Origin of the sequence: Pseudomonas sp. HMSC076A11, from assembly GCF_001810205.1 — a bacterium.
GTDB lineage: Bacteria > Pseudomonadota > Gammaproteobacteria > Pseudomonadales > Pseudomonadaceae > Pseudomonas > Pseudomonas aeruginosa.
Genome location: NZ_KV800299.1, coordinates 28,559 through 54,188 on the forward strand (window position 1 = coordinate 28,559; position 25,630 = coordinate 54,188).

The window sequence follows — 25,630 nt, forward strand, 5'->3', positions numbered from 1 at the left end:
CGGTCTCCAGGTCGCGGATCTCGCCGACCATGATCACATCCGGGTCCTGGCGCAGGAAGGCGCGCAGCGCCTGGGAGAAGTCCATGCCCTGGCGCGGATTGACGTTGACCTGGTTGATGCCTTCCAGGTTGATCTCCACCGGGTCTTCAGCGGTGGAAATGTTGATGTCGGTGGTATTGAGGATGTTCAGGCCGGTGTATAGCGATACCGTCTTGCCCGAGCCGGTGGGGCCGGTGACCAGGATCATGCCCTGTGGCTGCTTGAGTGCGGCCAGGTAGAGTTCCTTCTGGTCCTCCTCGTAGCCGAGGGCGTCGATGCCCATCTGTGCGCTGGAGGAGTCGAGGATCCGCATCACGATCTTCTCGCCCCACAGGGTCGGCAGGGTGTTGACGCGGAAGTCGATGGACTTGGTCTTCGACACGCGCATCTTGATCCGTCCGTCCTGCGGCTTGCGTCGTTCGGAGATATCCAGGCCGGCCATTACCTTGAGACGAGCAGAGATACGACTGGCCAACTGGATCGGCGGCTTGGCCACTTCGTGGAGCATGCCGTCGGTACGGAAGCGCACCCGGTAGATCTTCTCGTAGGGCTCGAAGTGCAGGTCGGAAGAGCCGCCCTTGATTGCATCCAGCAGCATCTTGTTGACGAAACGTACTACAGGTGCGTCGTCCGCTTCTGCGCTGGCATCCTCTTGGGTGGACTTGTCCGCGCTACCGATATCCAGTCCCTCGAGGTCGACATCGTCGAGGCCTGCGAGACCGTCGGTAGCGCTTTCGAACAGCTTGTCGATGGCCAGGCCAAGCTTGTCGTCTTCGACCAGAATCGCTTCGGTCGTCAGGCCGGTGCTGAACTGGACATCATTGATGGCCTGGTGGTTGGCGGGGTCGGAGATGCCTACGAAGAGCTTGTTGCCGCGCCGCCACAGAGGGATGACCCGGTGTTGGCGGACCAGCTTTTCGCTGATGGCGTCCCGCGGAAAGCTTTCCTTGTCCAGGCTGTTCAGGTCGCAATAGGCGATACCGAACTGCTCGGCGGACAATTCGGCCAGGGCCAGGCCGCTTACCAGCTTGTTCTGCACCAGGTGCGTCACCAGCGACAGCTTGTTGCGCTGCGCCTGCGCCTGCGCCTGCAGAGCGGTCTTTTCGTCGAGTAGATTGGCTTGGACGAGCTGTCGGGACAGGCCGCTCAGTTGGATGCTGTCGTTCATGGGGAAGGAATCGCAGAAGGACTATTGAGGTGCCTTATAACGCAGATGACAGGGGCTGCCAAATCGAGGAAATCCAGCTGTCAAAAAATGTCACATCCTGTCCGTTTTAAGTTTGACTCTCATCGAGAAAGGATCCCAATTTCCTTGATCGTGGCGCGGTTTGATATTTGGCATGGTAAGTGCTTGTTGAGGTTCAGGCGTTAGGCCTATACATAATCAACGGAGAGATTCATGAAAGCTCAAAAAGGCTTTACCTTGATCGAACTGATGATCGTGGTTGCGATCATCGGTATCCTGGCGGCGATTGCCATTCCCCAGTATCAGAACTATGTTGCGCGTTCGGAAGGTGCTTCGGCGCTGGCGACGATCAACCCGTTGAAGACCACTGTTGAAGAGTCGCTGTCGCGTGGAATTGCTGGTAGCAAAATTCTGATCGGTACTACAGCTTCTACTGCAGATACCACCTATGTAGGTATTGATGAGAAGGCAAATAAACTTGGTACCGTAGCTGTAGCTATTAAAGACACAGGCGATGGTACTGTAAAATTTACTTTTGCAACTGGTCAGTCCAGTCCGAAGAATGCGGGCACGGAAATTACTTTGAATCGTACTGCTGAAGGTGTATGGACTTGCACCTCTACTCAGGAAGAGATGTTTATTCCTAAGGGTTGTAATAAGCCTTAATAGCTGTTTTTGTTGATTGGTGTCGATCGGTATTGAGATCATTCCAGTTGAGTGATACCTTACCGCCGCCGGATTAGCTCAGTCGGTAGAGCAGCTCATTCGTAATGAGAAGGTCGGGGGTTCGATTCCTCTATCCGGCACCAGTCGCATAAAAAAGCCCCGCTTCGGCGGGGCTTTTTATTGCCTGCGATTCGTTCAGAGGGTGAGGCGCATGGACAGGTCGACGGCCCTGACATCCTTGGTCAGGGTGCCGATGGAGATGTAGTCGACGCCGGTCTCGGCGATGTTGCGCAGGGTGCTCTCGTTGATTCCGCCGGAAGCTTCCAGCTTGGCACGGCCGGCGGTGAGGGCGACGGCGGTGCGCATGTCGTCCAGGCTGAGTTCGTCGAGCATGACGATATCGGCGCCGGCCTCCAGCGCCTGGCGCAGTTCATCGAGGTTCTCCACTTCCACTTCCACCGGCTTGCCGGGTGCTATGCGCCGGGCCTGGGCGATTGCCCGATCGATACCGCCGCAGGCGGCGATGTGGTTTTCCTTGATCAGGAAGGCATCGTAGAGGCCGATGCGATGGTTGTGGCAACCGCCGCAGGTGACCGCGTACTTCTGCGCCAGGCGCAGGCCGGGCAGGGTCTTGCGCGTGTCGAGGAGCTTCACCGCGGTGCCGGCGACCAGGTCGGCGTAGTGCTGGCTGCGGGTGGCGGTACCGGAAAGCAGCTGGAGGAAGTTCAGCGCGCTGCGCTCGCCGGTGAGCAGGGCGCGGGCCGGACCTTTTAGCTGGAACAGCATCTGGTTCGGCTCGACTCGCTGGCCGTCCTCCACCTGCCAGGTCACCAGCACTCGGGGATCGACCTGGCGGAAGACCTCGTCGACCCAGGCGCGGCCCGCGATCGTCGCGTGCTCGCGGGTAATCACCCGGGCCTCGGCCTCGCGCTGTGGATCGATCAACTGAGCGGTAAGGTCGCCGCCGCCGACGTCTTCCGCCAGGGCGGTGCGGACGTTGGCCTGGATTTCGCCTTGGAGGTCGGCAAGGGTGAGGTTAGGCATGGCGGGCTCCTGTACGAGATCGGGCGATTATACGGAGCGCAGCGGACGGCGTCTGTGCCTGCCTGGGCGCCGGTCGGGACGGCCGCCATTCATCGGCCTTCGCTTGTGTGAAGAGAGTCATGTCTATAGGAAAACCCTCTATCTAGATTTGAAAGTATCTCTATAATGAATGTAGATACTTGTTTTTGACGCCTGGAAATTGACGTTACGGACGACGCCAATCGATCCTCTGTGCCCGATTTTTGCCATTCCATGCGCGGCCGCGAGGGTGGCAGGAGAGTCCCGATGCAGAACGATGCCAATGTGGTGCACCTGACCAGGGTCGCTTCCGAGCCGTCGCCGAACGCCGGAGCGGGGCGCCTGCCGGTCATCCTCGTGCAGGTGCGCGACAAGGCGGCGTTGCAGCTGAAACAGGCGTTGCAGGCGTTGTTCGACAACGCCGACGACACCCTCTTCGAAATGGCCGACCGAGCCACCAGCAACCTCGAACAGAACGCTTTCTTCGAAGCCATGCGCGACCTGCGCCTCAAGCGCAAGAGTATCGAGCGGGTCTACCTGCAGAAGGTCTTCGAGGAGTTCTCGGCGCTCAACCAGGTACAGTCCGGCAAATCCGTGCCGACCCTGGATACCGTGTCCTTCGATAGCCTCAGCCTGGTACAGAACGAGGAACTGGAGGAGTCCGTCGCGGTGGACGCGATGGTGGCGCGGGTGATGAGCCGCGATGCCACCGCGCTGGCCCACCTGAGCACCCGCCTGAACACCCTGGTCGGGCGGAAGGTCGACGAGAAGAGCAATCCCCTCGCTCCGCGTCCGCTGACCGCGGCTTTCCTCGATGCCTGCCAGGGGCTCGGCGTCGAGATCAAGGTCAAGCTGATCATTCTCAAGCTGTTCGAGAAGTACGTCCTGGCCCATTGCGACCAGTTGTACGCCGAGGCCAACCAGATCCTGGTCGCTGCGGGCGTGCTGCCGGAACTCAAATCCGCACTGCCGCGGCGTCAGCCCGCTGTCCGTCCCGAAGCGGTACGCGATGCCGGGACCCTGCAGGCACAGGCTGCGCTACTCGACGGCGGCCAGCAGGAAGTCTTCGGCGCGCTGCAGGAACTGCTGGCGCAGGTCCGCGACAATCCTTCCTTCTACCGTCGCGAAACGCCTGAGAATGCCGCGCCGATTTCCAGCAACGACCTGATGCGCCTGCTTTCCCACCTGCAACAGCACTTGCCGGGCCCTGGCGCCGCGGAGTTCGACGTCCGCGACGGGGTCGACCAACTGCTCCAGCGGGTCAGCCACAAGAGCGGCCGTTCTCGGGTGGTCGGCCAGGTGGACGATGACGTCATCAACCTGGTGTCGATGCTGTTCGAATTCATTCTCGATGACCGCACCCTGCCTGATTCGCTGAAGGCCCTGATCGGTCGGATGCAGATCCCGATGCTCAAGGTGGCCCTGCTCGACAAGACCTTCTTCAGCCGCGGTAGCCATCCGGCACGTCGCCTGCTCAACGAGATCGCATCCGCGTCGCTGGGCTGGGCCGAACACAATGATGCCCGGCGCGACAGCCTGTACCAGAAGATCGAACAGGTCGTGATGCGGCTGTTGAACGACTTCGTCGACGACCCGGCGATCTTCGCCGAGTTGCTGGAGGACTTCATTGCCTTCACCGGCGACGAGCGCCGCCGCAGCGAGCTCCTCGAGCAGCGCACCCGCGACGCCGAGGAAGGCCGCGCCAAGGCCGAACTGGCCCGGCAGGACGTGGAGCAGGTGCTGAACCAGCGACTGCTCGGCAAGGTCCTGCCGGAGGTGGTGGTGCGCCTGCTGCGGGATGCCTGGAGCAAGGTGATGCTGCTGATCTGCCTCAAGCATGGCAAGGCTTCGGCCGAGTGGCGGGAGGCCCTGGATACCATGGACGAGTTGATCTGGAGCGTCGGCCCGCATGACGATCCGCTGTCCCGCCAACAGTTGCTGGAGCGTGTGCCTGGCCTGCTCAAGGCGCTGCGCGAGGGATTGGCCAGCGCAGCCTTCGATCCGTTTTCCACCGGAGAATTCTTCAGCCAGCTGGAAACCCTGCATGTCCAGGGCCTGCAGCGCGACAAGCGCGGCGAGGCGGCGGTCGCGGACAGCCCCCTGCTCGACGAAGCGACCCCGGGCACGGTCGCGGAAAAGCCCCGGGCGCCGGTCATGCTGCGGGTGGTCGAGGAAATCGTCCTGACCTCGCCGGACGCCGCCCCGGCGCCTGTCGAGAGCGAAGTGCGCCTGCCGGACAACGACGAGGCACTGCTGCGGGTCGATGCGCTGCGTGTCGGCAGTTGGGTGGAGATCCAGGAGGACGCCGAGCACAAGCTGCGCTGCAAGCTGGCGGCAGTGATCCGGCCCACCGGGCGCTACATCTTCGTCAATCGCACCGGGATGAAGGTCCTGGAAAAGACCCGCATGGGCCTGGCGGTGGAGTTTCGCCGGCAGGCGGTACGCCTGCTGGACGATGCCTTGCTGTTCGACCGGGCCCTGGAGTCGGTGATCGGCAACCTGCGGCGCCTCAAGGGCGCCTAGCCGCTTCTCGAGGACCCGGCGGATGCCGGGTCTTTTCGTTCTTGCGGGTAATACCTTTCCTCGAAGCATGTCGATGCGGCCGATCCAGAGCCCGCCTGATCGTCATTCCGGCGCCGCTGGATTAGAGTGGGGGCTCGTTCAGGAGCCCGTATGCATTTCGATTCCGTTACCGGCTGGGTCCGTGGCGTCCGCCACTGCCCTTCACCGAATTTCAACCTGCGTCCGCAAGGGGACGCGGTGTCGCTGCTGGTCATCCACAATATCAGCCTGCCGCCGGGACAGTTCGGCACCGGCAAGGTCCAGGCGTTCTTCCAGAATCGCCTGGACCCGAACGAACATCCCTATTTCGAGGAGATCCGCCACCTGACGGTTTCCGCGCATTTCCTCATCGAACGCGACGGCGCCATCACCCAGTTCGTCTCCTGTCACGACCGCGCCTGGCATGCCGGGGTTTCCTGCTTCGACGGTCGCGAGGCGTGCAACGACTTCTCCCTTGGCATCGAACTGGAGGGGACCGACACGGAACCGTACACGGACGCGCAGTACACTGCCCTGGCCGGGCTGACGCGGCTGTTGCGCGCGGCCTTCCCGGCGATCACCCCGGAACGCATCCAGGGCCACTGCGATATCGCCCCGGAGCGCAAGACCGATCCCGGCGAGGCTTTCGACTGGTCGCGCTACCGCGCCGGATTGACCGATTCCAAGGAGGAAACATGACGTTCCTGGTGTTGCTGCTGGCCCTTGCGCTGGAGAAGTTCTCCGGCTGGCGCCGGCGTATCCAGCGCGATGGCGCCTGGCTCGCCTGGCTGGGCCTGGTCGAGGACCTGCCCTCGGTGTCCCGCCGCTCCTGGCTGGGGCTGCTGCTCGCGGTGGTCCTGCCGTTGCTGCCGCTGGCCCTGCTGCTGACATTGCTGCAGCCGCTGGCCTATGGCTGGTTGAGCCTTCCGCTGCATCTTCTGGTGGTGGTCTACAGTCTCGGCCGCGGCGACGTCATGGCCGACCTCGGGCCGTTCCGCGACGCCTGGCGGCGCGAGGAGGCCCAGGCTGCCTTCCATGTCGCCGAACGCGATCTGGGGATCCTGGGCGGCAGCGAGAGCGACCTGATCGGCCGGGTGCACGGCCATCTGCTCTGGCAGGGCTACCAGAGCTTCTTCGCGGTGATCTTCTGGTATGCCTTGCTCGGCCCGGTGGCGGCCCTGGCCTATCGCCTGCTGGCACTGGCGCTGGAGCACGCCCGCCAGCCGGCGTTGCGCGAACAGGCGGCGCGCGTCCGGCATATCCTCGACTGGTTGCCGGTGCGTGCGCTGGTGCTGAGCTTCGCCCTGGTCGGCAACTTCCTCGCGGTTATCCGCGTGCTGCTGCACTGGCTGCTGGCCTGGGACATCTCGGCGGCCGCGCTGCTGGGCAAGGCCGGACGGGTCGCCAGCGATGTCGAAGCGGTCGAACTGGGTGCCGCCGGCGTCGCCAGCCTGGATGCGCTCTGGCAATTGCTGGTGCGTGCGGCCGTGCTCTGGTACGCCGTGTTCGCCTTCTGCGCGCTGTTCCTCTGAGCGCAGCGACGGGGAATCCGCCTGCGATTCCCCGTTAACCTTAAGTTACAGAACACCAGGCCGATATCGGGTACACAGGTGAACGTGTCCGCATGATTTCGAAAGGCCATTACCGAGCGGACTCCGTGCGTCAATGTCGCCACGCGGCGGCATCTCTCAGAACGATAAGAACAATCAGGAGACGTCTGGGTGAAGACCGTACTCTATCCCGCCATCGCGCTGATGAACCGGCTCAGCTTCGGCATGAAGTTCGGCCTGATCAGCGTGCTGTTCTTCCTGCCGCTGCTGATCACCAGCTTCTATCTGGTGCGCGATGCCTATCGCCAGTTCAGCGACACCCGGATCGAACTGCAGAGCTTGACGCTGCTGGGTAGCGGACTTCAGATCCGGCGTGGCCTGGAGTCCCTCAACGATCTGTTGCAGATCAATGCGGTCATCGGCCAGTCCGGCAAGGCCGGCGATCTGGAAGCGCGCATCGCGGACGTCCAGAAGGGGCTGCGCGGGCGGCTCGAGGCGCTGGCGCCGCTCAGCGAGGATGGTGCGGCGGTAGCCGAATTCGAGGCCCAGCGCGACCGGTTGCTCAACGGCTTGCAGGCCGTGGAGGCCGAAGGGTCCTTGCAGGGCAAGGGCGCACGGGCGGAGAAGCTGCTCGGTAGCGCACAGGTATTCATCAAGTTGCTCATCGCCCAGGCCGGGCTCAGCCAGGACAGCCAGCGCCAGGTGCGCCAGCTCAGCGAGCTGGTCGGTTCGATAACGCCGGAGGTGACGGCGGCCATCAGCAAGGGGCGCGCCATCGGCGCCTACTCCCTGGGCCAGGGTTTCCTCAATTCGTCCTCCAGCGCGCGGCTCGACGAACTGCTGCTGGAGTTCGAGAAACTGCATGGCGAGTACGGCCTGAAGCTGCAGGAGTCCCTGGCCGGCAGCCCACCGGCGCTCGAGGAGGCCGCCCAGGCCAGTCGCGAGACCCTGAAGAGCCTGGGGCAGTTGTTCGAGGACCGGGTGATCGTGGCCGAGACGCTGGATACCCCGTGGACGCAGTTCTACGATCAGGTCAGCGCGGCGATGGACAAGACCTACCAGCTCGACGACGCCGTTCTCGGCTATCTCGATACCCAGTTGCAAAAGCGCCTGCAACAGGTGCGCACGCAGATGCTGTTGCTAGTCGCCGCGCTGGCCGTGGTTTTCGCCGCGATCCTATACCTCTACGGCGGTTTCTACGTTTCCACCCGCGCCACCCTGAAGGATCTCGGGCGAATGATGGAGCGCGTCGCCGGCGGCGACATGACGGTCAGCTTCCAGGCCCGCAGCCGTGACGAACTGGGCGAGCTGGGACAATCGTTCAACGAATCGGTGGCGAAGATCCACGACCTGATCGAGCGGGTCAGCCAGACCGTCGGCGAGGTCGAGCGGCAGACCCTGCGCGTCGAGTCGGTGTCGGCCGAAAGCAACCAGGCGGTAGCCGGGCAACGCAGCCAGATCGAGCAGGTGGCCACGGCGATGAACCAGATGGCCGCTACCGCCCAGGAAGTGGCACGCAGCGCGGCGATGGCGGTGAGCAGCGCGAACAGCGTGAACCAGGAAACCCTCAGCGGGCGCAGCCTGGTCGAGTCGCAGGTGGGTAGCATCCAGCGCCTGGCCGGCGAGATCGACCAGTCGGTGGCGGCGATCAATCGCCTGGCCAGTGACAGCGCCTCGATCAGCCAGGTGCTGGATGTGATCAAGGGCATCGCCGAACAGACCAACCTGCTGGCGCTCAATGCGGCGATCGAGGCCGCTCGTGCCGGGGAGCAGGGGCGCGGTTTCGCGGTGGTGGCCGACGAGGTGCGCACGCTGGCCAAGCGCACCCAGCAATCCACCGCCGAGATCGAACAGATGATCCTGCGCCTGCAGGGCGGCGTCGATGCGGCGGTGAAGGCGATGGGCAGCAGCCACCATACCGCCGATGGCACGGTCAACGAGTCGGCGCAGGTGCAGCAGGCACTGGAGAATATCCTCGGCGCGGTGGGCATGATCGTCGACCAGAACCAGCAGATCGCCGCCGCCGCCGAGCAACAGACCGCCGTGGCCCACGATATCGACCAGAACATCGTCGAGATCAACCAGGCCGGCGAGCGCACCGCGGAAGGCGCCAGCCAGACCGAACGGGCCAGCCGCGAACTGGGCGCCCAGGTGACCCAGCTGAAACGCCTGATCGGCGCGTTCCGGGTGTAGGCGCAAGGGCTGCGCGGGACGTTTTTCGTCCATCCGATTGAACGCTGGGCGGACGGGGACATCCCACTGTCATGCACATGGGGTAAAGGCTGGGCAGGTCAATCCGGCGGTGCGACAGGCGGAGGCGAAATCGCGGCATTTTTTTATTGATCTCGCGTCCCCTTGGTCCTAAAGTTCGCGCCCGAACGTCCATGCTGGAAACGATCCATCCGGCTCAAGTACTGACGACGAGAGATCGCCTTGTGGCAAGGCGACGTCCGCTGCTCAAGCGGCCAGGTCGTCGCGCGGGACACGCGCGCGACCTACCAGGATGAACAGGCGGTGGCTGCCGGCAGGCAGGTGATACTCGGCGACATGCCTTGGGAAGTAGGCGAACCAAAGTGGGGAAACGGATTAGACGTTCAGCTTCACCCCTACGAATCCATGTGTTTTGCCATTGGGAGTCCCAACCATGTCCATCAAGGTCGAGGATTATTTCGCCCCTGAAACCTTCCAGCGCATGAAGGCCTTCGCCGACAAGCAGGAAACCCCCTTTGTAGTCATCGACAAGCAGACCATCGCCGATGCCTACGACCAACTGACCGACTGCTTCCCCTTCGCCAGGATCTACTACGCGGTGAAGGCCAATCCCGCTACCGAAATCACCGAGCTGCTGCGCGACAAGGGTTCGAACTTCGATATCGCCTCGATCTACGAACTGGACAAGGTGATGAAGACCGGCGTCGGTCCGGAGCGCATCAGCTACGGCAACACCATCAAGAAATCCAAGGACATCCGCTACTTCTACGAGAAGGGCGTGCGCCTGTTCGCCACCGACTCCGAAGCCGACCTGCGCAACATCGCCAAGGCCGCTCCCGGCGCCAAGGTCTACGTGCGTATCCTCACCGAGGGCTCGACTACCGCAGACTGGCCGTTGTCGCGCAAGTTCGGCTGCCAGACCGACATGGCCATGGACCTGCTGATCCTGGCCCGCCAGCTGGGCCTGGAGCCCTACGGCATTTCCTTCCACGTCGGTTCGCAGCAGCGCGACATCTCGGTGTGGGACGCGGCGATCGCCAAGGTCAAGGTGATCTTCGAGCGCCTGAAGGAAGAAGACGGCATCGTCCTGAAGATGATCAACATGGGCGGCGGCTTCCCGGCCAACTACATCACCAAGACCAACGACCTGGAAACCTATGCGGAGGAGATCATCCGCTTCCTCAAGGAGGACTTCGGCGACGACCTGCCGGAAATCATCCTCGAGCCGGGCCGTTCGCTGATCGCCAATGCCGGCATCCTGGTCAGCGAAGTGGTGCTGGTCGCCCGCAAGTCGCGGACCGCCGTGGAGCGCTGGGTCTATGCCGACGTCGGCAAGTTCTCCGGACTGATCGAAACCATGGACGAGTCGATCAAGTTCCCGATCTGGACCGAGAAGCAGGGCGAGATGGAAGAGGTGGTGATCGCCGGCCCGACCTGCGACAGCGCCGACATCATGTACGAGCACTACAAGTATGGCCTGCCGCTGAACCTGGCGAGCGGCGACCGCCTTTACTGGCTGTCTACCGGCGCCTACACCACCAGCTACAGTGCGGTGGAGTTCAACGGCTTCCCGCCGCTGAAGGCGTTCTACCTCTAGCGCAGTCGCCTCTGCTACGAAGAGCCCCGCCTCGGCGGGGCTTTTTCATGTCGCTCTGGAAGCCTCGCGGCGCTCGTGTCAGCCTTGTTCGACAACCCATGACAAGGACGCCGACATGACAGGCAATGGTGTTTCCCTGGTGACCCTCGGGGTCGCCGATCTGGCCCGCTCCTCTCTCTACTACCAGGCGCTGGGCTGGCAGCCCTCTTCGGACGGCAACGAGCAGGTGGTATTTCTCAAGGGCCGCAACCTGGTCCTCGGCCTCTACGGACGCAGCGCCCTCGCCGAGGATGCGCAGGTGGAAGATCGCCCGACCGGCTTCGCGGCTATCACCCTGGCCTGCAACTGCGCCTCGCGGGACGAGGTGGACCGTCTGTTCTCCGCAGCTACGGCGGCCGGCGGGCAGGCGACCAAGATGCCGCAGGAAGTGTTCTGGGGTGGCTACTCCGGATATGTCGCCGACCCGGATGGACACCTTTGGGAAATTGCCTACAACCCGTTCTGGCCGTTCGACGAGCAGGGCAACCTGGTCTTGCCCTGAGGGCGCTACGGATGGAAAAACGCCCCGCTCGGCGGGGCGCATTCCTTGGCGGCGGTCAGCCTTCGTTCGGCTGGCGGGACGGTGCGCGCGGCGTCGTTGGCGCGGGTCGTCCGGCCTGGGCTACCTGCTGCCCGGCGTCGGCCTTGTCCAGCGGCAGCTTGTCGAAGTCGCGCAAGCCATTGTGGGCATAGGGGTTGCCGATCCAGCGGACTTCATGCTGGAAGTCGTTGCTCACCAGGCTCTTGGTCGGATCGAAGAGGTCATAGTCGAGGCCGGCGAGGTCGGACCAGGTATGGATCAGGTCTTCGCTGCTGTAGCGTCGGTCGACCAGGGCCTGCAGGTCGCGCGGATGGGTCTGCTGCCAGCTGGGCGAAGTCCAGACCAGGAAGGGTACGGTGTACATGCCGCGGGTCGGGTCGCCTTCGTTGCGGCCGAGACGGTCGTGCGGGGCTTCGTCGAAGACTTCCTCGCCATGGTCCGAGAGGTAGACCAGGAAGCCGTTCGGATCGCTGTTGGCGAAGCCCTTGATCAGGCTGGAGACCACGTAGTCGTTGTACAGCACGGCGTTGTCGTAGCTGTTGTAGACCTCCACCTGGTCATCGCTGAGGGCCGCCGGGGCGCCCTGGCGGTCGACGAAGCGAGCGTAGTCGGCGGGATAGCGGTACTTGTAGTTCATGTGGGTGCCGAGCAGATGGACCACGATGAATTTCTTCGGCGCCGGGTCGTCCAGCACCTTGGCGAAGGGCGCCAGCACCGCGCCGTCCAGCTGGCTGGCGTTCTGGCTGCGCTGGTTGTTCAGGTAGAACTGCGCATCGGTCTGCTGGGCGAAGGTCGTCAGCATGGTGTTGCGCTTGGTCATGGTCTGCTGGTTGGTGATCCAGAAGGTCTTGTAGCCGGCCTGCTTCATCAGGTTCATCAGCGACGGATCGGTGAGGAAGCGGTCGGGATGCTCCTGGTCAGCGAACGTCAGCACCTGCTGCAGCACCTCGATGGTGTATGGCCGCGACGCCACCACGTTGTTGAATACCGTGAGGTTCCGGTTCGCGGCCTTCAGTGCGTCCAACTGCGGGGTCGTTTCGCGTGGATAGCCGTAGAGGCTCATGTGCTTGCGCGACGTGGATTCGCCGATCACCAGGACCAGCGTGCGCGGCGTATCGCCATTGGCATCGACGAGGTTCTTCAGCGGCGGTAGGGCCGCGTTCTTTTGCAACAGCGCCTGCATGCTGCCCAGTTGCTGGCGGTATTGCTGGTAGCCGATCAGCAATTGCCAGGGCACCGCCGGTTCCATGCGCGCCTGGACCTTGTCCAGGGCTTCGTCGAAGGGCCGGCCCTGGCTGACCAGTTGCTTGTAGAACGGATAACCGATGGTCGCGACGATCAGCAGCACCGCCACCGGCAGGGCGCTGAAGCGCGGCAGGTAGACTGGGCGCAGGCGGCGCCAGAGGAGGATGGCGACCAGGCTGTAGAGCACCAGGCCGAGGGTCATCCAGGGGTTGAAGTACTGGCTGAAATATTCGCTGGCCTCGGCGGTGTTCGACTCGAACATCACGAAGATCACGCTTTGCGAGAATTCCTGGTGATAGATGCCGAAATAGCTCAGGCCGACCAGCGAGGCGGCCCACAGCACCAGCCCGATGACGGCGGCCAGCGGCTTGGTCCAGCGCGGGAACAGCAACACCGGCGCAAGCCAGATGGTGCTCAGCACCATGGCGTTGCGGAAACCGGAGAAACCGCTGTTGCCGGAGGTCAGCAGGAGCAGTTGGGTGATGCCGGAGAAGAACCAGAAGAACAGGAACAGCCAGCCCAGGCCGGCCCAGTCGATGCGATTGCGCGTAACGCTTGGTGGAGTGGGGGACACGATAGCCTCGTACGATGGACCGGAGGCGCGATCGTCGCTCGCCTCGATGAAGCGGCGAGGGTAGGGAAAGGCTTGTCAAAAAAGTGTTATGTGGGTGTGAACAAAGGGTTGGGCGTTGTTCGTCAGACGGGCAGTCGTGCGTACCCGTGACGTTCGAGCGCCTGTTCCAGAGCCTCTCGATCGGTGTCGTCGCCCAACTGCGCCGCGCGTCGGTAGTAGGCCAGCGCCAGGCTGCGGAACGGCGGGTGGGCCGACTGCTCCAGGCCATGGCGGGCACTGCGCAGGAAGTTCAGGTTGCCGCCTTCGAGGGCACGCCGGAGCCAGGTTTCGGCTTCGGCATGGCGGCCCGAGGCGCTGAGCATCGCGGCGTGGCTGAACTGGCCGCGAAAATCGCCGCCCTCGGCGGAACGTCGATACCAGTGCGCAGCTTGCGCCAGGTCGCGAGCGACCACCAGGCCTTCTTCGTGGTAGCGCCCCACCAGGTTCATCGATTTCGCGTGGCCCTGCTCGGCCGCTTGCCGATACAGCGCATAGGCGCGCGGCTGGTCCTGGGACACGCCGCGGCCGGTGGCGTGGAGATTGGCCAGGTTGTAGCGGGCCCAGTCAAGGCCGGCCTGGGCGGCGATCCGATAGTGGACCGCTGCCGCGGCTGGATCCGCCGGGCCGCCCCAGCCATGTTCAAGACAGCGAGCGAGCATATTGCGCGCCATTGCGTGGCCGCGTTCGGCGGCGATCGTGAACCAGGTCCGCGCCAGGGTCGGGTCGCGCTGGATGCCTTGGCCGTCCAGAAGGATCTGTCCGAGGAGGGCCTGGGCTTCCGTCAGGCCCTCGCGCGCAGCGCCAAGGATGGCCTGGGCAACCTCGCCCGGGGTACCGGCCAGTTGTGCGGCGAAACCTTCGGCGTCCAGCGCGTCGTGACGAAGCAGCAGGTGGCGCATGTTCAGAGTTCCGACCAGCGCCGCAGGAGATTGTGGTAGGTACCGGTGAGGCGGATCAGCGAGGGATGGTCGGGGACGTCGCGGGTGAGTCGCTGGATCGACTGGTCCATTTCGAATAGCAGGGTGCGCTGGCTGTCTTCGCGGACCAGGCTCTGGGTCCAGAAGAACGAGGCGTAGCGCGCGCCGCGGGTGACCGGATTGACCTTGTGCAGGCTGGTGCCGGGGTAGAGCACCAGATCGCCGGCGGGCAGCTTCACCTGTTGCAGGCCGTAGGTGTCCTGGATCACCAGTTCGCCGCCGTCATAGTCCTCCGGGTCGCTGAAGAAGAGGGTCGAGGACAGGTCGGTACGGACCCGCTCGCGGCCGCCATGGACGTCGCGCACGGCGTTGTCGATGTGGAAGTCGAACGAGCCCCCGCCGGTATAGCAGTTGAATAGCGGCGGGAAGACCTTGAGCGGCAGGGCGGCGGACATGAACAGGGGATGGTTCCACAGGCGCTGCAGCATGGCTTCGCCGATCTCCCGGGCCAGCGGGTGGTCCTGCGGCAGTTGCAGGTTGTGCTTGGCCTTGGCCGATTGGTAGCCGGCGGTCGCCTTGCCGTCGGCCCATTCCGCCTGCTCCAGGGCTGCGCGGATCCGGGAGACTTCCTCGGCGGTGAAGATGGCGGGAATATGCAGCAACATGGCGCTGTCCATGAAGGCGAAATGATTGCCAATGATATTGATTTGCATTGGCCATGTAAAACCGCCAAATGTTCCAGACGAGCGAGATGGGAAAAAATGTAATGAGAAAATTGTAAAGAATGTAAATTCCTGTCGAATGCGAATCCGTAATAATTGATAACAATTCTGATCTGCAATAAATTCCGCGACCTTCACAGCTCCCGGGGAGGGGTTTCGAATGTCGCGTCAGTCCACGGATACCGCCGTTTCTTCGCAACGTCTGCTGGCTTCGGCCATCGGTGTGGCCATCACCGCCATCGCCGCACCGCAGGCAGCCCACGCCGACGAGGCCGGGCAGAAAAAGACCGACAAGGACCGCGTACTGTCGCTGGATGCGGCCACCATCGTCGGCGAGCAGCAGGACGAAACCACCTACAACGTCGACCGCTCGGCGTCGAAGAAGTACACCGCGCCGCTCTTGGATACGCCGCGCTCCGTCACGGTAGTACCAAAGCAGGTGATCAAGGATACCGCCGCCGTGTCTCTCCAGGATGCACTACGTACCGTTCCAGGTATTACCTTTGGCGCGGGCGAGGGCGGCAATCCCACCGGTGACCGGCCATTCATTCGCGGCTTCGATGCGCAAAGCGATACTTACGTCGATGGTGTACGCGATACTGGTGCACAGACCCGCGAGATCTTCAACCTTGAGCAGATCGAGGTCAGCAAGGGCCCTAACTCGGCATTCGGAGGACGGGGCTCGGCCGGCGGCAGCCTCAATCTCGTCAGCAAGCAGGCCAAGGCTGGGAACTTCATCGATGGAGGCTTCACCTATGGTTCTGACCAGACTCGCCGGTACACCCTGGACCTCAACCAGGAATTCCTCGATGGCAATGCGGCATTCCGGCTGAATCTTCTCAAGCACGATGCCAATGTCGCGGGCCGCGATGAAGTCGATGTCAGTCGCTGGGGCGTAGCGCCGTCGCTCACCTTCGGTCTTGGCTCGCCGACCCGAGTGACCGTCAGCCATTATCACCTGGAAAGTGACGATACCCCGGATTCGGGCATTCCCTATGCCAAGAGTAGCGATCGCAGCAAGCACAATCCGGACAAACCGGTGAATGTCGATCGAGGCAATTTCTATGGGCTGACGGGGCGCGATTTCCAGAAGAGCCGCATCGATACCAGTACCATCACCGTTGAGCATGATCTGACTGACAGCCTCACTATTCGCAATACCTCGCGTTACGGCAACAGTCATCAGGACTATCTGTGGACACAACCGGATGACAGCCAGGGCAACATCAACAATGGCTCGGTCTGGCGCCGCCAGAACAATCGGGTAAGTACCACCACCACAGCAGTCAACCAGACTGACCTGTTTGGAGAGTTCTACCTGGGTGGCTTCAAGAACAGCTTCAGCACCGGCCTGGAGTTCAGCCGAGAAGACAGCAAGCGCGATGGGTATACCGTCGATACCAATACCGGCCTGGGCAGCAACAAGTGCAATCCATCGCTGATCGGGGCGCCTAGCGGCTATAACTGCACTAGTCTGGAAAATCCCAATCCGCACGATCCATGGAATGGCAGTATTACCCGGAAATATGCGCCGCTGAATACGGTCGGCACCACCAAGGCAATATATGCGTTCGACACCATCGACCTGAACGAGCAGTGGCAGGTCAATATTGGCGCGCGCTTCGATAGTTTCGAAACTACGGCGAAGAACCACGGTGTAAGACCCGCTACCAAACTCAGCGACAAGTCGAGCTTCTGGAACTGGCAGGCAGGCTTGGTGTGGAAGCCTGTACCCAACGGCAGCATCTATGCGTCCTACGCCACTTCGGCTACGCCGCCGGGTAGCATGCTCGATAATGGGGATACCTCGAATGCTGTCGACGGGTTCGCCATCAGCAACAACCTTGAGCCGGAAGAAACCACGAACTACGAGCTTGGTACCAAGTGGGCTTTCTTCAACGAGCGGCTGGAGCTGAGTGCCGCGATCTTCCGCACCGACAAGGACAATACCCGCATCCTGGTCGCCAACCAGACCTACGACAACGCCGGACAATCCCGCGTCGACGGCGTGGAGTTGAGCGCCAGCGGCAAGCTGACCGAGAAGTGGAAGGTGTTCGCGGGCTACAGCTACCTGGACAGCGAGTTGGTCGATGCCGGTAAGGCTGGGCGTAACGGCAATGTGAACGCATCGGCGGCTTCCAACAACGGCAACGAGATGCCAAATACGCCGAAGAACAGCTTCAGTCTCTGGACCACCTATGACATCTTCCCGAAGACCACCATCGGCGGCGGGGCTTTCTATGTCGACAAGGTCTATGGCGACGTTGGCAATACCGTCTATGTCCCCGATTACTGGCGCTATGACGCAATGGCCAGCTACAAACTGAGCAAGAACGTCGATTTCCAGTTGAACGTGCAGAATGTGTTCGACAAGAAGTACTTCGACAAAGCCTATGCGGCGCACTATGCGTCCCAGGCCGCTGGAAGGACGATACTGTTCAGCACCAACTTCCACTTCTGACAGCCGCTCTCGCTCCCCACGAAAGCCCCATTCCCTCTACGGGATGGGGCTTTCCCGCATCCAGGTGGGTAAATAGAGCGTAAAGAACGTTAATTCGGCTTTATCGCAACTGATTATCAAATAGAATTGCCCGCCGACGTCCTCGTGTCGTCTGGCCGGCGCTTGGCGTCGGCGTAGTCCCGTTGTTGCCGCGCGGCGGCCGTGAAGGTGATCCTGTGAAGAAAGTCTGGTTCCAGTTGCATTGGTTCTTCGGTATCAGCGCCGGCCTGGTGCTGGCGCTGATGGGCGTCACCGGAGCGACCCTGTCGTTCCAGGACGAGCTGATGCGCGCGCTCAACCCTGACGTGCTGGTGGTGCAGAAGCGCTCCGAGGGTGTGCTGCCGCTGGACGAACTGGTGCGCCGTATCGAAGGTGCCGAGCCGGGGCGGAAAGTGGCCTTCGTCTGGGTCGAGATGGACAGCGACAAGGCCGGGCGGATCTTCTACACCCCGCCGCCGGGACAGCGCCGCGGCGAGTCGCGCTGGATCGATCCCTACACCGGGGCTTTCGTCGGCGAGCCGCGCGGCGAGGGTTTCTTCAACCTGATGATGCAACTGCACCGGTTCCTCGCCATGGGCGAGTACGGCAAGCAGGTCACCGCCGCCTGCACCCTGATCCTGATCTTCTTCTGCCTGTCCGGTCTCTACCTGCGCTGGCCGCGCAAGGTCCTCGACTGGCGCGCCTGGCTGACCCTCGACTGGTCGCGCAAGGGCCGCAGTTTCAACTGGGACCTGCATGCCGTGGCCGGCACCTGGTGCCTGGCGCTCTACCTGCTGGCTGCGCTGACCGGCCTGTACTGGTCCTACGAGTGGTACCGCAACGGCCTGTTCAAACTGCTCGACGACGCGCCCGCCGGCCAGCAGGCGCAGCGCGGCAAGCCGGGCGGACGTGGCGAGCGCCCGGCCGATGCGGCTCCGCTGGTGGTCGACTACGCGGCGGTATGGAACAGCATCCGCCAGGCCGGCGGCGACCGCTTGCAGGCCTACAACCTGCGCCTGCCGCCGGCTGGCGGCCAGCCGGCGACAGTGTTCTATCGCCTGACCGACGCGCCGCACGAGCGTGCCTTCAACACCCTGACCCTGGACCCGGCCAACGGCCAGGTGAAAAGCGACCAGCGCTATAGCGACCGTTCTTTCGGCAGCCAGTTGCTGGCCAGCGTCTATGCATTGCACGTAGGCAGCTATTTCGGCATGGCCGGACGCATCCTGATGATGCTCGCCAGCCTGGCGATGCCGCTGTTCTTCATCACCGGCTGGCTGCTCTACCTCGACCGCCGGCGCAAGAAACGCGCGGTACGGGCGAGCCGCGCCGACCTGGGCGGCAGCGCCGGCGCCAGCGGCGAGCCCTGGTTGATCGGCTACGCCAGCCAGAGCGGTTTTGCCGAGCAACTGGCCTGGCAGAGCGCCGGCCAGTTGCAGGCGGCCGGGTTGCCGGTGCGGGTCGAATCGCTGGCGCGCCTGGATGCCGGGCAACTCGCCGAGGCGCGCAAGGCGCTGTTCGTGGTCAGCACCTTCGGCGACGGTGAGGCGCCGGACAGCGCCCGCGGCTTCGAACGCAAGGTGCTTGGCCAGGCCGCCAGCCTCGATGGCCTGAGCTACGCCCTGCTGGCCTTGGGAGATCGCCAGTACGAGCAGTTCTGCGGCTTCGCCCGGCGCATGCAGGGCTGGTTGCAGGGGCAGGGCGCGCGGAGCCTGTTCGCCCCGGTGGAGGTCGATGATGGCGACGCCGCGGCCCTGCGCCAATGGCAGGAAAGCCTGGCCGAGGTGACCGGCGGTGCCGCCCCGGCGGCCTGGGAAGCGCCGGCTTTCGAGGTCTGGTCGCTGGCGCGGCGGGAGTGCCTGAACCCTGGCAGCCAGGGCGAGTCGACCTGGCTGCTGGACCTGCGTGCGCCGGCCGACAGCGCCATCCAATGGCGCGCCGGCGATCTGCTGGAGATCGTTCCGCACCAGGCGCCCGCGCGCATCCGCGAATGGCTGCAGCGGCATCACCTGGACGGCCAGGCGCGGGTGGCGGTCGAGGGCGTCGAGCAGAGCCTGGAGCAGGCCCTGGCCGGGCGCCTGCTGCCGGATTCTTTCGAACACCTGGTCGGCTTGCACCCGCAGGCGCTGCTGGATGCGCTGATTCCGCTTTCCGTGCGCCAGTACTCCATCGCGTCGCTGCAGAGCGATGGCGACCTGCAACTGATCGTACGCCAGGAGCAGCATGCCGACGGCAGCCTGGGCATCTGCTCCGGCTGGCTCACCGAGTACCTGCCGCTCGGCGCCGCGCTGACCCTGCGCCTGCGCCGCAACGCGGGTTTCCACCTGCCGGAGGATGACGTGCCGCTGATCCTCATCGGCAACGGCACCGGAGTCGCCGGCCTGCGCAGCCTGTTGCGCGCCAGCATTGCCGCCGGGCGCAAGCGCAACTGGCTGCTGTTCGGCGAACGCAATTTCGCCCACGACTACTACTGTCGTGCGGAGCTGGAGCAAGCCCTGGCCAGGGGCGAGCTGCAACGCCTGGACCTGGCCTTCTCCCGCGACCAGGCGGAGAAAATCTATGTCCAGGACCGCCTGCATGAAGCGGCGGATGAACTGCGGCGCTGGATCGACGAGGGCGCGGCCTTGTACGTCTGCGGCAGCCTGCAGGGCATGGCCGGCGGTGTCGACCGGGTGCTGCGCGAAGTGCTCGGTGAGGAGGCCTTGCAACGCCTGGCCGACGAAGGACGTTACCGGCGCGACGTGTACTGAAGAGATGAATGAAAAAGGCTCCCAAGGGAGCCTTTTCGTTGCCAGCTACTGGGACTGCCGGGCTTTGCGGGGTGTAGGGCGAATAACCGCAGAGCGGTTATCCGCCATTTCGGCGGGGTGTCGGCGGATGACGCCGTTGGCGTCATCCGCCCCACGGAGCTATCGGGACTTCGCGTTGTCCGTGGCGTAGGGCGAACAACCGCAGAGCGGTTATCCGCCATTTCGGCGGGGTGTCGGCGGATGACGCCGTTGGCGTCATGCGCCCCACGGAGCTAGCGGAGCCTTGCGTCGCCGGGCCTCAGATCCACAGGATGAAAGCCAGTACCAGGGCGAAGAAGCCCCATTTCTGCAGGTAGTAGAGCTTGCGGTTGCGCTTCTTCAAACGTTTGCCCTGCAGGCGGATCTTGTAGAGGCTGTCGAAGATCCGATTGAGTCCGCCGGTCCGGTCGCCTGCGTTGTTCGGGGCGGCCGCGGCAGCCATCACGTTGCGGCTGAACCAGCGGTTGAAGGCGGTGGCCCAGCCCTGGGTCAGCGGCCGCTCGATGTCGCAGAAGAGAATGATGCGGTTGTGTTCGGTGGCGTTTTCCGCGTAGTGGATGAAGGTTTCATCGAACACCACCGCCTCGCCGTCGCGCCAGTGGTAGCGCTCGCCGTCCACCTCGATGAAGCAGGCCGGGTCGTTGGGGGTGAACAGTCCCAGGTGGAAGCGCAGCGAGCCGGCGTAGGGATCGCGGTGTCGCACCAGCTTCGAGCCCGGCGGCAGTTCGGCGAACATCGCCGCCTTGACCGAGGGAATCTGCCGCAACAGGGCGGTGGTCTGCGGGCAGAGTTGTCCGGCGGAGGGATGGGCCTCGTCGTACCATTTCAGGTAGAAGCGCTTCCAGCCGCTCTTGAAGAACGAGTTGAAACCGATATCGTCGTACTGTTCGGAACGCTTGATGTTGCCGGCGTCGTGCAGGTGCAGCGCCTCGCTGCGGATGGCTTGCCAGTTGTCGGCCAGAACCTGCAGTTCGGGGAAGGTCTGCGGTGCCAGGTAAGGGCGGTTCGGTACCTTCGAGAACAGGTACATCAGGCAGTTGATCGGAGCGAGGAAGCTGGAGTGGTCGCTCAATTGGCGCGACAGCTTGTGGCGTACCCGGCCGCGGAAATGGACATAGAGGATGCTCAGCGCATAGGCCGCCAGGATGAGAACTTTCATGAATGCAAGGTCGTCGGTGCAAAAGAGGAGAATTTACTCCTGTTCTCAGTGCCTGAGTATGCTACCTGACGCTAATTCGCCAGCACTGCGCTCATTTTTCCGTAATCCTGGCCTCGAAAGGAACGCACAATGAACGACACCGGCCGGCGTATCCTGCTCAACTGCGACATGGGCGAAAGCTTTGGCGCCTGGCGCATGGGCGACGATGTCCACAGCATGCCGCTGGTTGACCAGGCCAACCTGGCTTGCGGCTTCCACGCTGGCGATCCGCTCACCATGCGGCGCGCGGTGGAGCTGGCGGTACGCCATGGCGTGAGCATCGGCGCGCACCCGGCCTATCCCGACCTGAGCGGCTTCGGCCGGCGCTCGCTGGCCTGCTCTGCCGAAGAGGTGCATGCCATGGTGCTGTACCAGATCGGCGCGCTGGACGCTTTCTGCCGTTCCCTCGGTGCCCAGGTGGCCTATGTCAAGCCGCATGGCGCGCTGTACAACGACCTGGTCGGCGATGATGAGCTGCTGCGCGCCGTGCTCGACGCCTGCGCCGCCTATCGCAAGGGCCTGCCGCTGATGGTGCTGGCCCTGGCCGACAACGGCCGCGAGCTGGAACTGGCCGACGAGGCCGACGTGCCGCTGCTGTTCGAGGCCTTCGCCGATCGCGCCTACCTGCCGGACGGTCGGCTGGCGCCGCGGCGGCTTGGCGGCGCGGTGCATCACGATCCGCAGCGGATCATCGAACAGGCCCTGGCCATCGCCCGCGGCGAAGCCTTCCCCGACTACGACGGCAACCCGCTGCGCCTGACCGCCGACAGTCTTTGCGTGCATGGCGACAACCCGCAGTCGCTGGCGGTCCTCCGGCGCCTGCGCGCGGCCCTGGACAGCCTGTGATCCGCATCGAACCCGCTGGTGCCGAAGCCCTGCTGCTGACGCTCGCCGAAGAGCCCGAAGTGGACCTGTCTGTGCGCCTGGCCGAGCTGGCCAGACGTCTGCGCGAGGGGCTCGGCGAAGGCGTCAGGGATCTGGTGCCGGGCTGGACCACCCTGATGCTGCATTACGACCCCTACCGCATCGCCCCGCAGGTACTGGAAGAACGCCTGGGTCCGCTGCTGGCGGAGTGGCACGCCTGGCGCCCCGCCGAGGATGCCGGGCGCCTGCACGAGATTCCCGTCTGGTACGCCGGCGAGGACCTCGCGACGGTAGCGGTTGCCTGCGGATTGACTGGCGAAGGAGTGATCGAACTGCACAGCGCGGCCGAATACCGGGTCGGCGCGATCGGTTTCGCTCCGGGATTCGCCTACCTCGGCGGCCTCGATCCGCGCCTGGTCCTGCCGCGGCGGGCCACCCCGCGGGCGCGTGTACCGGCCGGCAGCCTGGCCATTGCCGAGGCGCAGACGGCGATCTATCCGCAGGCCTCGCCCGGCGGCTGGCACCTGCTGGGACGCAGTCCGTGGCGTCCGTTCGATCCGGCCGCCACTCCTCCGTGCCCACTGGCGCTGGGCGACCGGGTGCGCTTCGTCGCCATCGGGCGCGAGGACTTCCTCGACCTGGGCGGGCGCGAATGAATGGTTTGCGGGTCGTCAAGGCGGGTCCGCAGAGCCTGCTGCAGGACGACGGTCGGCGCGGCTGGCAGCACCTCGGCGTATCCCCGGGCGGCCCTCTGGACCGCCAGGCGGCAGCCTGGGCCAATCGTCTGCTCGGTAATCCCTGGGGGACGCCATTGCTGGAAATCGCTTTCGGCGGCTTGGTGCTGGAGTGCAGGGTGGAGGCGACCTGGCTGGCGTTGACCGGAGCGCGCCTGGCGCTGACGGTGGACGGTCGCGAATGCCTGCCCTGGAGTCGCTTCCGGGTCCGCCGCGGGCAACGCATCGAACTGGGCTTCGCCGAGGCCGGGCAGCGTGCCTACCTGGCCTGCGCCGGCGGTTTCCGGGCGAGGCCGGTACTGGGCAGCGTCGCCTGCCAGGTTCGCGACGGGCTCGGCGGTTTACAGGGCGATGGCCGGATCCTGGCGGAGGGCGATTGCCTGCCGTGTGCCGAAGCGGGAGCGGCGTGTCCGTGGGATGCCAGCGTGCCCTGGTGTTTCCAGCCGGACTACCGGCAGCAGCGGCCCTTGCGCGTGCTGCTCGGCGGCGATGCGGCGGCCTTCGACGCAGCCAGCCGGCAAGCCTTCTTCGCCAGCGCCTGGCGAATCAGCCCGCGGTCCGATCGCATGGGTGTCCGCCTGGCCGGCAAGCCACTGCGCGGGGCGCCGCGCGCCTGGTCGCAGGGCGTGGTGGAGGGCGCTATCCAGGTTCCGCCCGATGGCCAACCCATCGTGCTGATGGCCGACCGCCAGAGCATGGGCGGCTATCCGCTGCTGGGCTTCGTCCATCCACTGGACCTCTCGCGCCTGGCGCAAAGCCCCGCGCATAGCGAGGTAACCTTCGTCGAGAGCGACCTGGCGACGCAGCAGGCCGATCTGCTGCGCTTCTACCGCTTCTTCCGCGGCTGAGCGCTCAGCCGGCCAGGTGGCCGAGCGGCAGCGGCGAGGGCGCCTTGACCGTCTTGATCGCGAAGTTGCTGCGAATGTCGCTGACCCCGGGCAGGCGCAGCAGGGTCTCGCTGAGCAGGCGTTCGTAGGCGCGCAGGTCGGGGACCACCACTTGCAGGAGGAAGTCCGACTCGCCGGAGACGAGGTGCACCGAGATCACCTCCGGGAGGTCGACCACCGCACGGTGGAAGGCCTCGGCCTGCTCCTGGCGGTGGCGCTCCACCTTGATCCCGACGAACACCGTGAGGCCGAGGCCGACCTCGTCGCGGTCGATGCTGGCCTGGTAGCCGCGAATCACCCCGGCCTCTTCCAGCAGGCGCACGCGGCGCAGGCATGGGGACGGGGAGAGGCCGATCTCCTCGGCCAGTTGGACGTTGCTCAGGCGGCCGTCGCGCTGGAGGGCGGCGAGTATGCGGTGGTCATAGGCGTCGAGTTTCATCTTGGCATATCCGGATGGATAGTCTTCGGAGAATGGAATTTACTGCCAAATAGAATGGGTTGGCTGGTGGAAAACGCAAGCACCTGCCCTGCCTTGCGGGCATAGAATCGTTATCCGGGTCACCTTCCTGAAGCCGATACGATGGACACGAGCGCTTTCCTGATTGCCCTGGCGGTGGTTTACCTGGTCCCCGGACCGGACATGCTCCTGCTGTTCCAGACCGGCGCCCGCCAGGGCCGTCGCGCGGCGCTGGTCACCGCCCTCGGCCTGGCCCTGGCTCGGGCCTGCCATGTGCTGATGGCCGCGACCGGGCTGGCGCTGCTGTTCCGTACCGCTCCCTGGACCTTCGACCTGGTGCGTCTGCTCGGCGCCGTCTACCTCGCCTGGCTTGGCCTGCAGATGCTGCGCGGTGGCGGACTGGCCTTGCCGACCAGCGACGCGGGCTCCGCGCCGGTGGTCCCTCACGCCGACCGCCGGGCCTTGCTGCGCGGACTCCTGACCAACCTGCTGAACCCCAAGGCCCTGCTGTTCTGTTCGGTGCTGCTGCCGCAGTTCGTCAGTCCCGGGGCCGGTTCGCTGGCCGTCCAGTTCGCCGCGCTCGGTGCGGTCCTGGTCCTGGTTGGCCTGGCCTTCGACTGCGCCTATGCGCTGGCCGGTGGCCGCCTGGGCCGCTGGCTGGCGTCCCGGCCGCGGGCACAGCGCCTGCAGCAGTGGGGCTTCGGTGGGTTGTTGATAGGGTTCGGGGTAAGGCTGGCGCTGCTGCGCCAGCTCTGAAGGGCTGCGGGGCGGCGAGCGCCCCGTGGCGCTCAGCCGAGGAATTGCTCGGCGTGGTGGCAGGCCACCTGGCGCTGGTCGAGCAGGCGCAGCTCGGGCACCTCGCTGCGGCAGCGCTCGGTGGCGTAGGGGCAGCGCTTGTGGAAGGCGCAACCCTCCGGCGGGTTCAGCGGGTTCGGCAGTTCGCCCTGGATGCGGATCTTCGGCTTCGTCGGGTCCGGGTGGATCGCCGGGGTCGCCGAGAGCAGCGCACGGGTATAGGGATGCAGCGGGTTCTCGTAGAGCTTGTCCGCCGGCCCCATCTCCGCCGGTCGGCCGAGGTACATCACCAGGACGTCGTCGGCGACGTGGCGGACCACCGCCAGGTTGTGCGAGATGAACACGTAGGCGGTGCGGAACTGCTGCTGCAGGTCCATGAACAGGTTCAGTACCTGGGCCTGGATCGACACGTCGAGGGCCGAGGTCGGCTCGTCCGCCACCAGCACCTTGGGTTGCAGCATCATCGCCCGGGCCAGGGCGATGCGCTGGCGCTGGCCG

General features: G+C 64.3%; 21 protein-coding genes, 1 tRNA gene and 1 pseudogene. 15 read left to right on the forward strand and 8 right to left on the reverse strand.

Annotated elements, in window-relative coordinates:
• Positions 1–1,207 (reverse strand): ATPase, T2SS/T4P/T4SS family (locus tag HMPREF2716_RS12450; RefSeq protein WP_070621905.1); only part of this gene is annotated, 1,207 nt, incomplete at its 3' end.
• Between the two features lie 231 nt (positions 1,208–1,438).
• Between HMPREF2716_RS12450 and HMPREF2716_RS12455 the strand changes: the two genes are divergently transcribed.
• Together HMPREF2716_RS12455 and HMPREF2716_RS12460 are read left to right on the forward strand one after the other, a co-directional pair.
• Complete coding sequence (locus HMPREF2716_RS12455) at positions 1,439–1,891, forward strand: pilin (RefSeq protein ID WP_023518088.1); 453 nt, start codon at positions 1,439–1,441, stop codon at positions 1,889–1,891.
• Positions 1,892–1,958: 67 nt separating this feature from the next.
• Positions 1,959–2,034: transfer RNA gene (locus HMPREF2716_RS12460), tRNA-Thr, on the forward strand.
• A gap of 52 nt (positions 2,035–2,086) precedes the next feature.
• Here the strand turns inward: HMPREF2716_RS12460 and nadC are convergent.
• On the reverse strand, positions 2,087–2,935 hold the full coding sequence (gene nadC, locus HMPREF2716_RS12465; protein WP_003161760.1) for a carboxylating nicotinate-nucleotide diphosphorylase: 849 nt from the start codon (positions 2,933–2,935) through the stop codon (positions 2,087–2,089).
• A gap of 285 nt (positions 2,936–3,220) precedes the next feature.
• On the opposite strand from nadC, the gene HMPREF2716_RS12470 reads away from it, so the two are divergent.
• From HMPREF2716_RS12470 to HMPREF2716_RS12495, 7 genes and pseudogenes are all read left to right on the forward strand, one after another.
• Complete coding sequence (locus HMPREF2716_RS12470) at positions 3,221–5,476, forward strand: DUF1631 domain-containing protein (protein WP_023518087.1); 2,256 nt, start codon at positions 3,221–3,223, stop codon at positions 5,474–5,476.
• Between the two features lie 150 nt (positions 5,477–5,626).
• Positions 5,627–6,193: a 1,6-anhydro-N-acetylmuramyl-L-alanine amidase AmpD gene (ampD, locus tag HMPREF2716_RS12475; protein ID WP_003094640.1), complete on the forward strand. Its 567-nt coding sequence runs from the start codon at positions 5,627–5,629 to the stop codon at positions 6,191–6,193.
• Entirely contained in the window at positions 6,190–7,026 is an 837-nt protein-coding gene (gene ampE / locus HMPREF2716_RS12480; protein ID WP_015648065.1) for a regulatory signaling modulator protein AmpE, read from the forward strand. The genes ampD and ampE overlap by 4 nt, the downstream gene beginning before the upstream one ends.
• A 1,149-nt stretch (positions 7,027–8,175) precedes the next feature.
• Positions 8,176–8,379 (forward strand): annotated as a pseudogene (locus tag HMPREF2716_RS30015) (HAMP domain-containing protein); the annotation flags it as partial.
• Positions 8,380–8,532: 153 nt separating this feature from the next.
• Positions 8,533–9,237 carry a methyl-accepting chemotaxis protein gene (locus tag HMPREF2716_RS30020; protein ID WP_369700337.1) on the forward strand — a complete coding sequence of 235 codons (705 nt, stop codon included), beginning with the start codon at positions 8,533–8,535 and terminating at the stop codon, positions 9,235–9,237.
• Positions 9,238–9,688: 451 nt separating this feature from the next.
• Complete coding sequence (locus HMPREF2716_RS12490) at positions 9,689–10,852, forward strand: type III PLP-dependent enzyme (protein WP_003094617.1); 1,164 nt, start codon at positions 9,689–9,691, stop codon at positions 10,850–10,852.
• Between the two features lie 115 nt (positions 10,853–10,967).
• The gene (locus tag HMPREF2716_RS12495) at positions 10,968–11,393 is read left to right on the forward strand and encodes a VOC family protein (RefSeq protein ID WP_003094613.1); all 426 of its coding nucleotides are present in this window, start codon (positions 10,968–10,970) and stop codon (positions 11,391–11,393) included.
• 55 nt (positions 11,394–11,448) lie between these two features.
• On the opposite strand, the gene HMPREF2716_RS12500 is transcribed toward HMPREF2716_RS12495, so the two are convergent.
• The 3 genes from HMPREF2716_RS12500 to HMPREF2716_RS12510 all read right to left on the reverse strand — a co-directional run bounded on the left by HMPREF2716_RS12500 (position 11,449) and on the right by HMPREF2716_RS12510 (position 14,872).
• A complete protein-coding gene (locus HMPREF2716_RS12500; RefSeq protein ID WP_016264275.1) occupies positions 11,449–13,251 on the reverse strand; it encodes a phosphoethanolamine transferase CptA in 1,803 nt (600 codons plus the stop codon).
• Positions 13,252–13,373: 122 nt separating this feature from the next.
• Entirely contained in the window at positions 13,374–14,189 is an 816-nt protein-coding gene (locus HMPREF2716_RS12505; RefSeq protein WP_003116242.1) for a tetratricopeptide repeat protein, read from the reverse strand.
• 2 nt (positions 14,190–14,191) lie between these two features.
• Positions 14,192–14,872, reverse strand: coding sequence for a Fe2+-dependent dioxygenase (locus tag HMPREF2716_RS12510; RefSeq protein WP_003112849.1), 681 nt, complete (start codon positions 14,870–14,872; stop codon positions 14,192–14,194).
• A 217-nt stretch (positions 14,873–15,089) separates the two neighbouring features.
• On the opposite strand from HMPREF2716_RS12510, the gene piuD reads away from it, so the two are divergent.
• Positions 15,090–17,390 carry a TonB-dependent siderophore receptor PiuD gene (gene piuD / locus HMPREF2716_RS12515; RefSeq protein WP_003104896.1) on the forward strand — a complete coding sequence of 767 codons (2,301 nt, stop codon included), beginning with the start codon at positions 15,090–15,092 and terminating at the stop codon, positions 17,388–17,390.
• Between the two features lie 215 nt (positions 17,391–17,605).
• Positions 17,606–20,158 (forward strand): PepSY domain-containing protein, encoded by a 2,553-nt coding sequence (locus HMPREF2716_RS12520; protein WP_023518086.1) that lies wholly within the window; start codon positions 17,606–17,608, stop codon positions 20,156–20,158.
• Positions 20,159–20,456: 298 nt separating this feature from the next.
• On the opposite strand, the gene lpxO is transcribed toward HMPREF2716_RS12520, so the two are convergent.
• Positions 20,457–21,356: a lipid A hydroxylase LpxO gene (lpxO, locus tag HMPREF2716_RS12525; RefSeq protein ID WP_019726803.1), complete on the reverse strand. Its 900-nt coding sequence runs from the start codon at positions 21,354–21,356 to the stop codon at positions 20,457–20,459.
• 129 nt (positions 21,357–21,485) lie between these two features.
• Between lpxO and HMPREF2716_RS12530 the strand changes: the two genes are divergently transcribed.
• The 3 genes from HMPREF2716_RS12530 to HMPREF2716_RS12540 are packed head-to-tail and all read left to right on the forward strand — an operon-like array spanning position 21,486 to position 23,841.
• The gene (locus HMPREF2716_RS12530) at positions 21,486–22,241 is read left to right on the forward strand and encodes a 5-oxoprolinase subunit PxpA (RefSeq protein WP_003120940.1); all 756 of its coding nucleotides are present in this window, start codon (positions 21,486–21,488) and stop codon (positions 22,239–22,241) included.
• A complete protein-coding gene (gene pxpB, locus HMPREF2716_RS12535; protein WP_003094459.1) occupies positions 22,238–22,915 on the forward strand; it encodes a 5-oxoprolinase subunit PxpB in 678 nt (225 codons plus the stop codon). Before HMPREF2716_RS12530 ends, pxpB begins: the two co-directional genes overlap by 4 nt.
• Positions 22,912–23,841: a 5-oxoprolinase subunit C family protein gene (locus HMPREF2716_RS12540; RefSeq protein WP_016852115.1), complete on the forward strand. Its 930-nt coding sequence runs from the start codon at positions 22,912–22,914 to the stop codon at positions 23,839–23,841. The genes pxpB and HMPREF2716_RS12540 overlap by 4 nt, the downstream gene beginning before the upstream one ends.
• Before the next feature lie 4 nt (positions 23,842–23,845).
• Here HMPREF2716_RS12540 and HMPREF2716_RS12545 read toward each other — a convergent pair whose 3' ends face one another.
• Positions 23,846–24,319, reverse strand: coding sequence for an Lrp/AsnC family transcriptional regulator (locus HMPREF2716_RS12545; RefSeq protein ID WP_003094456.1), 474 nt, complete (start codon positions 24,317–24,319; stop codon positions 23,846–23,848).
• A gap of 141 nt (positions 24,320–24,460) precedes the next feature.
• Here HMPREF2716_RS12545 and HMPREF2716_RS12550 point away from each other — a divergent pair, with 141 nt between their 5' ends.
• On the forward strand, positions 24,461–25,093 hold the full coding sequence (locus HMPREF2716_RS12550) for a LysE family translocator (RefSeq protein ID WP_023518084.1): 633 nt from the start codon (positions 24,461–24,463) through the stop codon (positions 25,091–25,093).
• Positions 25,094–25,125: 32 nt separating this feature from the next.
• Here the strand turns inward: HMPREF2716_RS12550 and HMPREF2716_RS12555 are convergent.
• Positions 25,126–25,630: oligopeptide/dipeptide ABC transporter ATP-binding protein (locus tag HMPREF2716_RS12555; RefSeq protein ID WP_031804673.1), on the reverse strand; the 505-nt coding region annotated here is incomplete at its 5' end.

Excerpts from the sequence above, each read along its gene's own strand:
- HMPREF2716_RS12455 (WP_023518088.1), top strand. The coding sequence starts at position 1,439 with ATGAAAGCTCAAAAAGGCTTTACCTTGATCGAACTGATGATCGTGGTT.
- nadC (WP_003161760.1), bottom strand. The coding sequence starts at position 2,935 with ATGCCTAACCTCACCCTTGCCGACCTCCAAGGCGAAATCCAGGCCAAC.
- HMPREF2716_RS12470 (WP_023518087.1), top strand. The coding sequence starts at position 3,221 with ATGCAGAACGATGCCAATGTGGTGCACCTGACCAGGGTCGCTTCCGAG.
- ampD (WP_003094640.1), top strand. The coding sequence starts at position 5,627 with ATGCATTTCGATTCCGTTACCGGCTGGGTCCGTGGCGTCCGCCACTGC.
- ampE (WP_015648065.1), top strand. The coding sequence starts at position 6,190 with ATGACGTTCCTGGTGTTGCTGCTGGCCCTTGCGCTGGAGAAGTTCTCC.
- HMPREF2716_RS30020 (WP_369700337.1), top strand. The coding sequence starts at position 8,533 with ATGGCCGCTACCGCCCAGGAAGTGGCACGCAGCGCGGCGATGGCGGTG.
- HMPREF2716_RS12490 (WP_003094617.1), top strand. The coding sequence starts at position 9,689 with ATGTCCATCAAGGTCGAGGATTATTTCGCCCCTGAAACCTTCCAGCGC.
- HMPREF2716_RS12495 (WP_003094613.1), top strand. The coding sequence starts at position 10,968 with ATGACAGGCAATGGTGTTTCCCTGGTGACCCTCGGGGTCGCCGATCTG.
- HMPREF2716_RS12505 (WP_003116242.1), bottom strand. The coding sequence starts at position 14,189 with ATGCGCCACCTGCTGCTTCGTCACGACGCGCTGGACGCCGAAGGTTTC.
- HMPREF2716_RS12510 (WP_003112849.1), bottom strand. The coding sequence starts at position 14,872 with ATGTTGCTGCATATTCCCGCCATCTTCACCGCCGAGGAAGTCTCCCGG.
- piuD (WP_003104896.1), top strand. The coding sequence starts at position 15,090 with ATGTCGCGTCAGTCCACGGATACCGCCGTTTCTTCGCAACGTCTGCTG.
- lpxO (WP_019726803.1), bottom strand. The coding sequence starts at position 21,356 with ATGAAAGTTCTCATCCTGGCGGCCTATGCGCTGAGCATCCTCTATGTC.
- HMPREF2716_RS12530 (WP_003120940.1), top strand. The coding sequence starts at position 21,486 with ATGAACGACACCGGCCGGCGTATCCTGCTCAACTGCGACATGGGCGAA.
- HMPREF2716_RS12540 (WP_016852115.1), top strand. The coding sequence starts at position 22,912 with ATGAATGGTTTGCGGGTCGTCAAGGCGGGTCCGCAGAGCCTGCTGCAG.
- HMPREF2716_RS12545 (WP_003094456.1), bottom strand. The coding sequence starts at position 24,319 with ATGAAACTCGACGCCTATGACCACCGCATACTCGCCGCCCTCCAGCGC.
- HMPREF2716_RS12550 (WP_023518084.1), top strand. The coding sequence starts at position 24,461 with ATGGACACGAGCGCTTTCCTGATTGCCCTGGCGGTGGTTTACCTGGTC.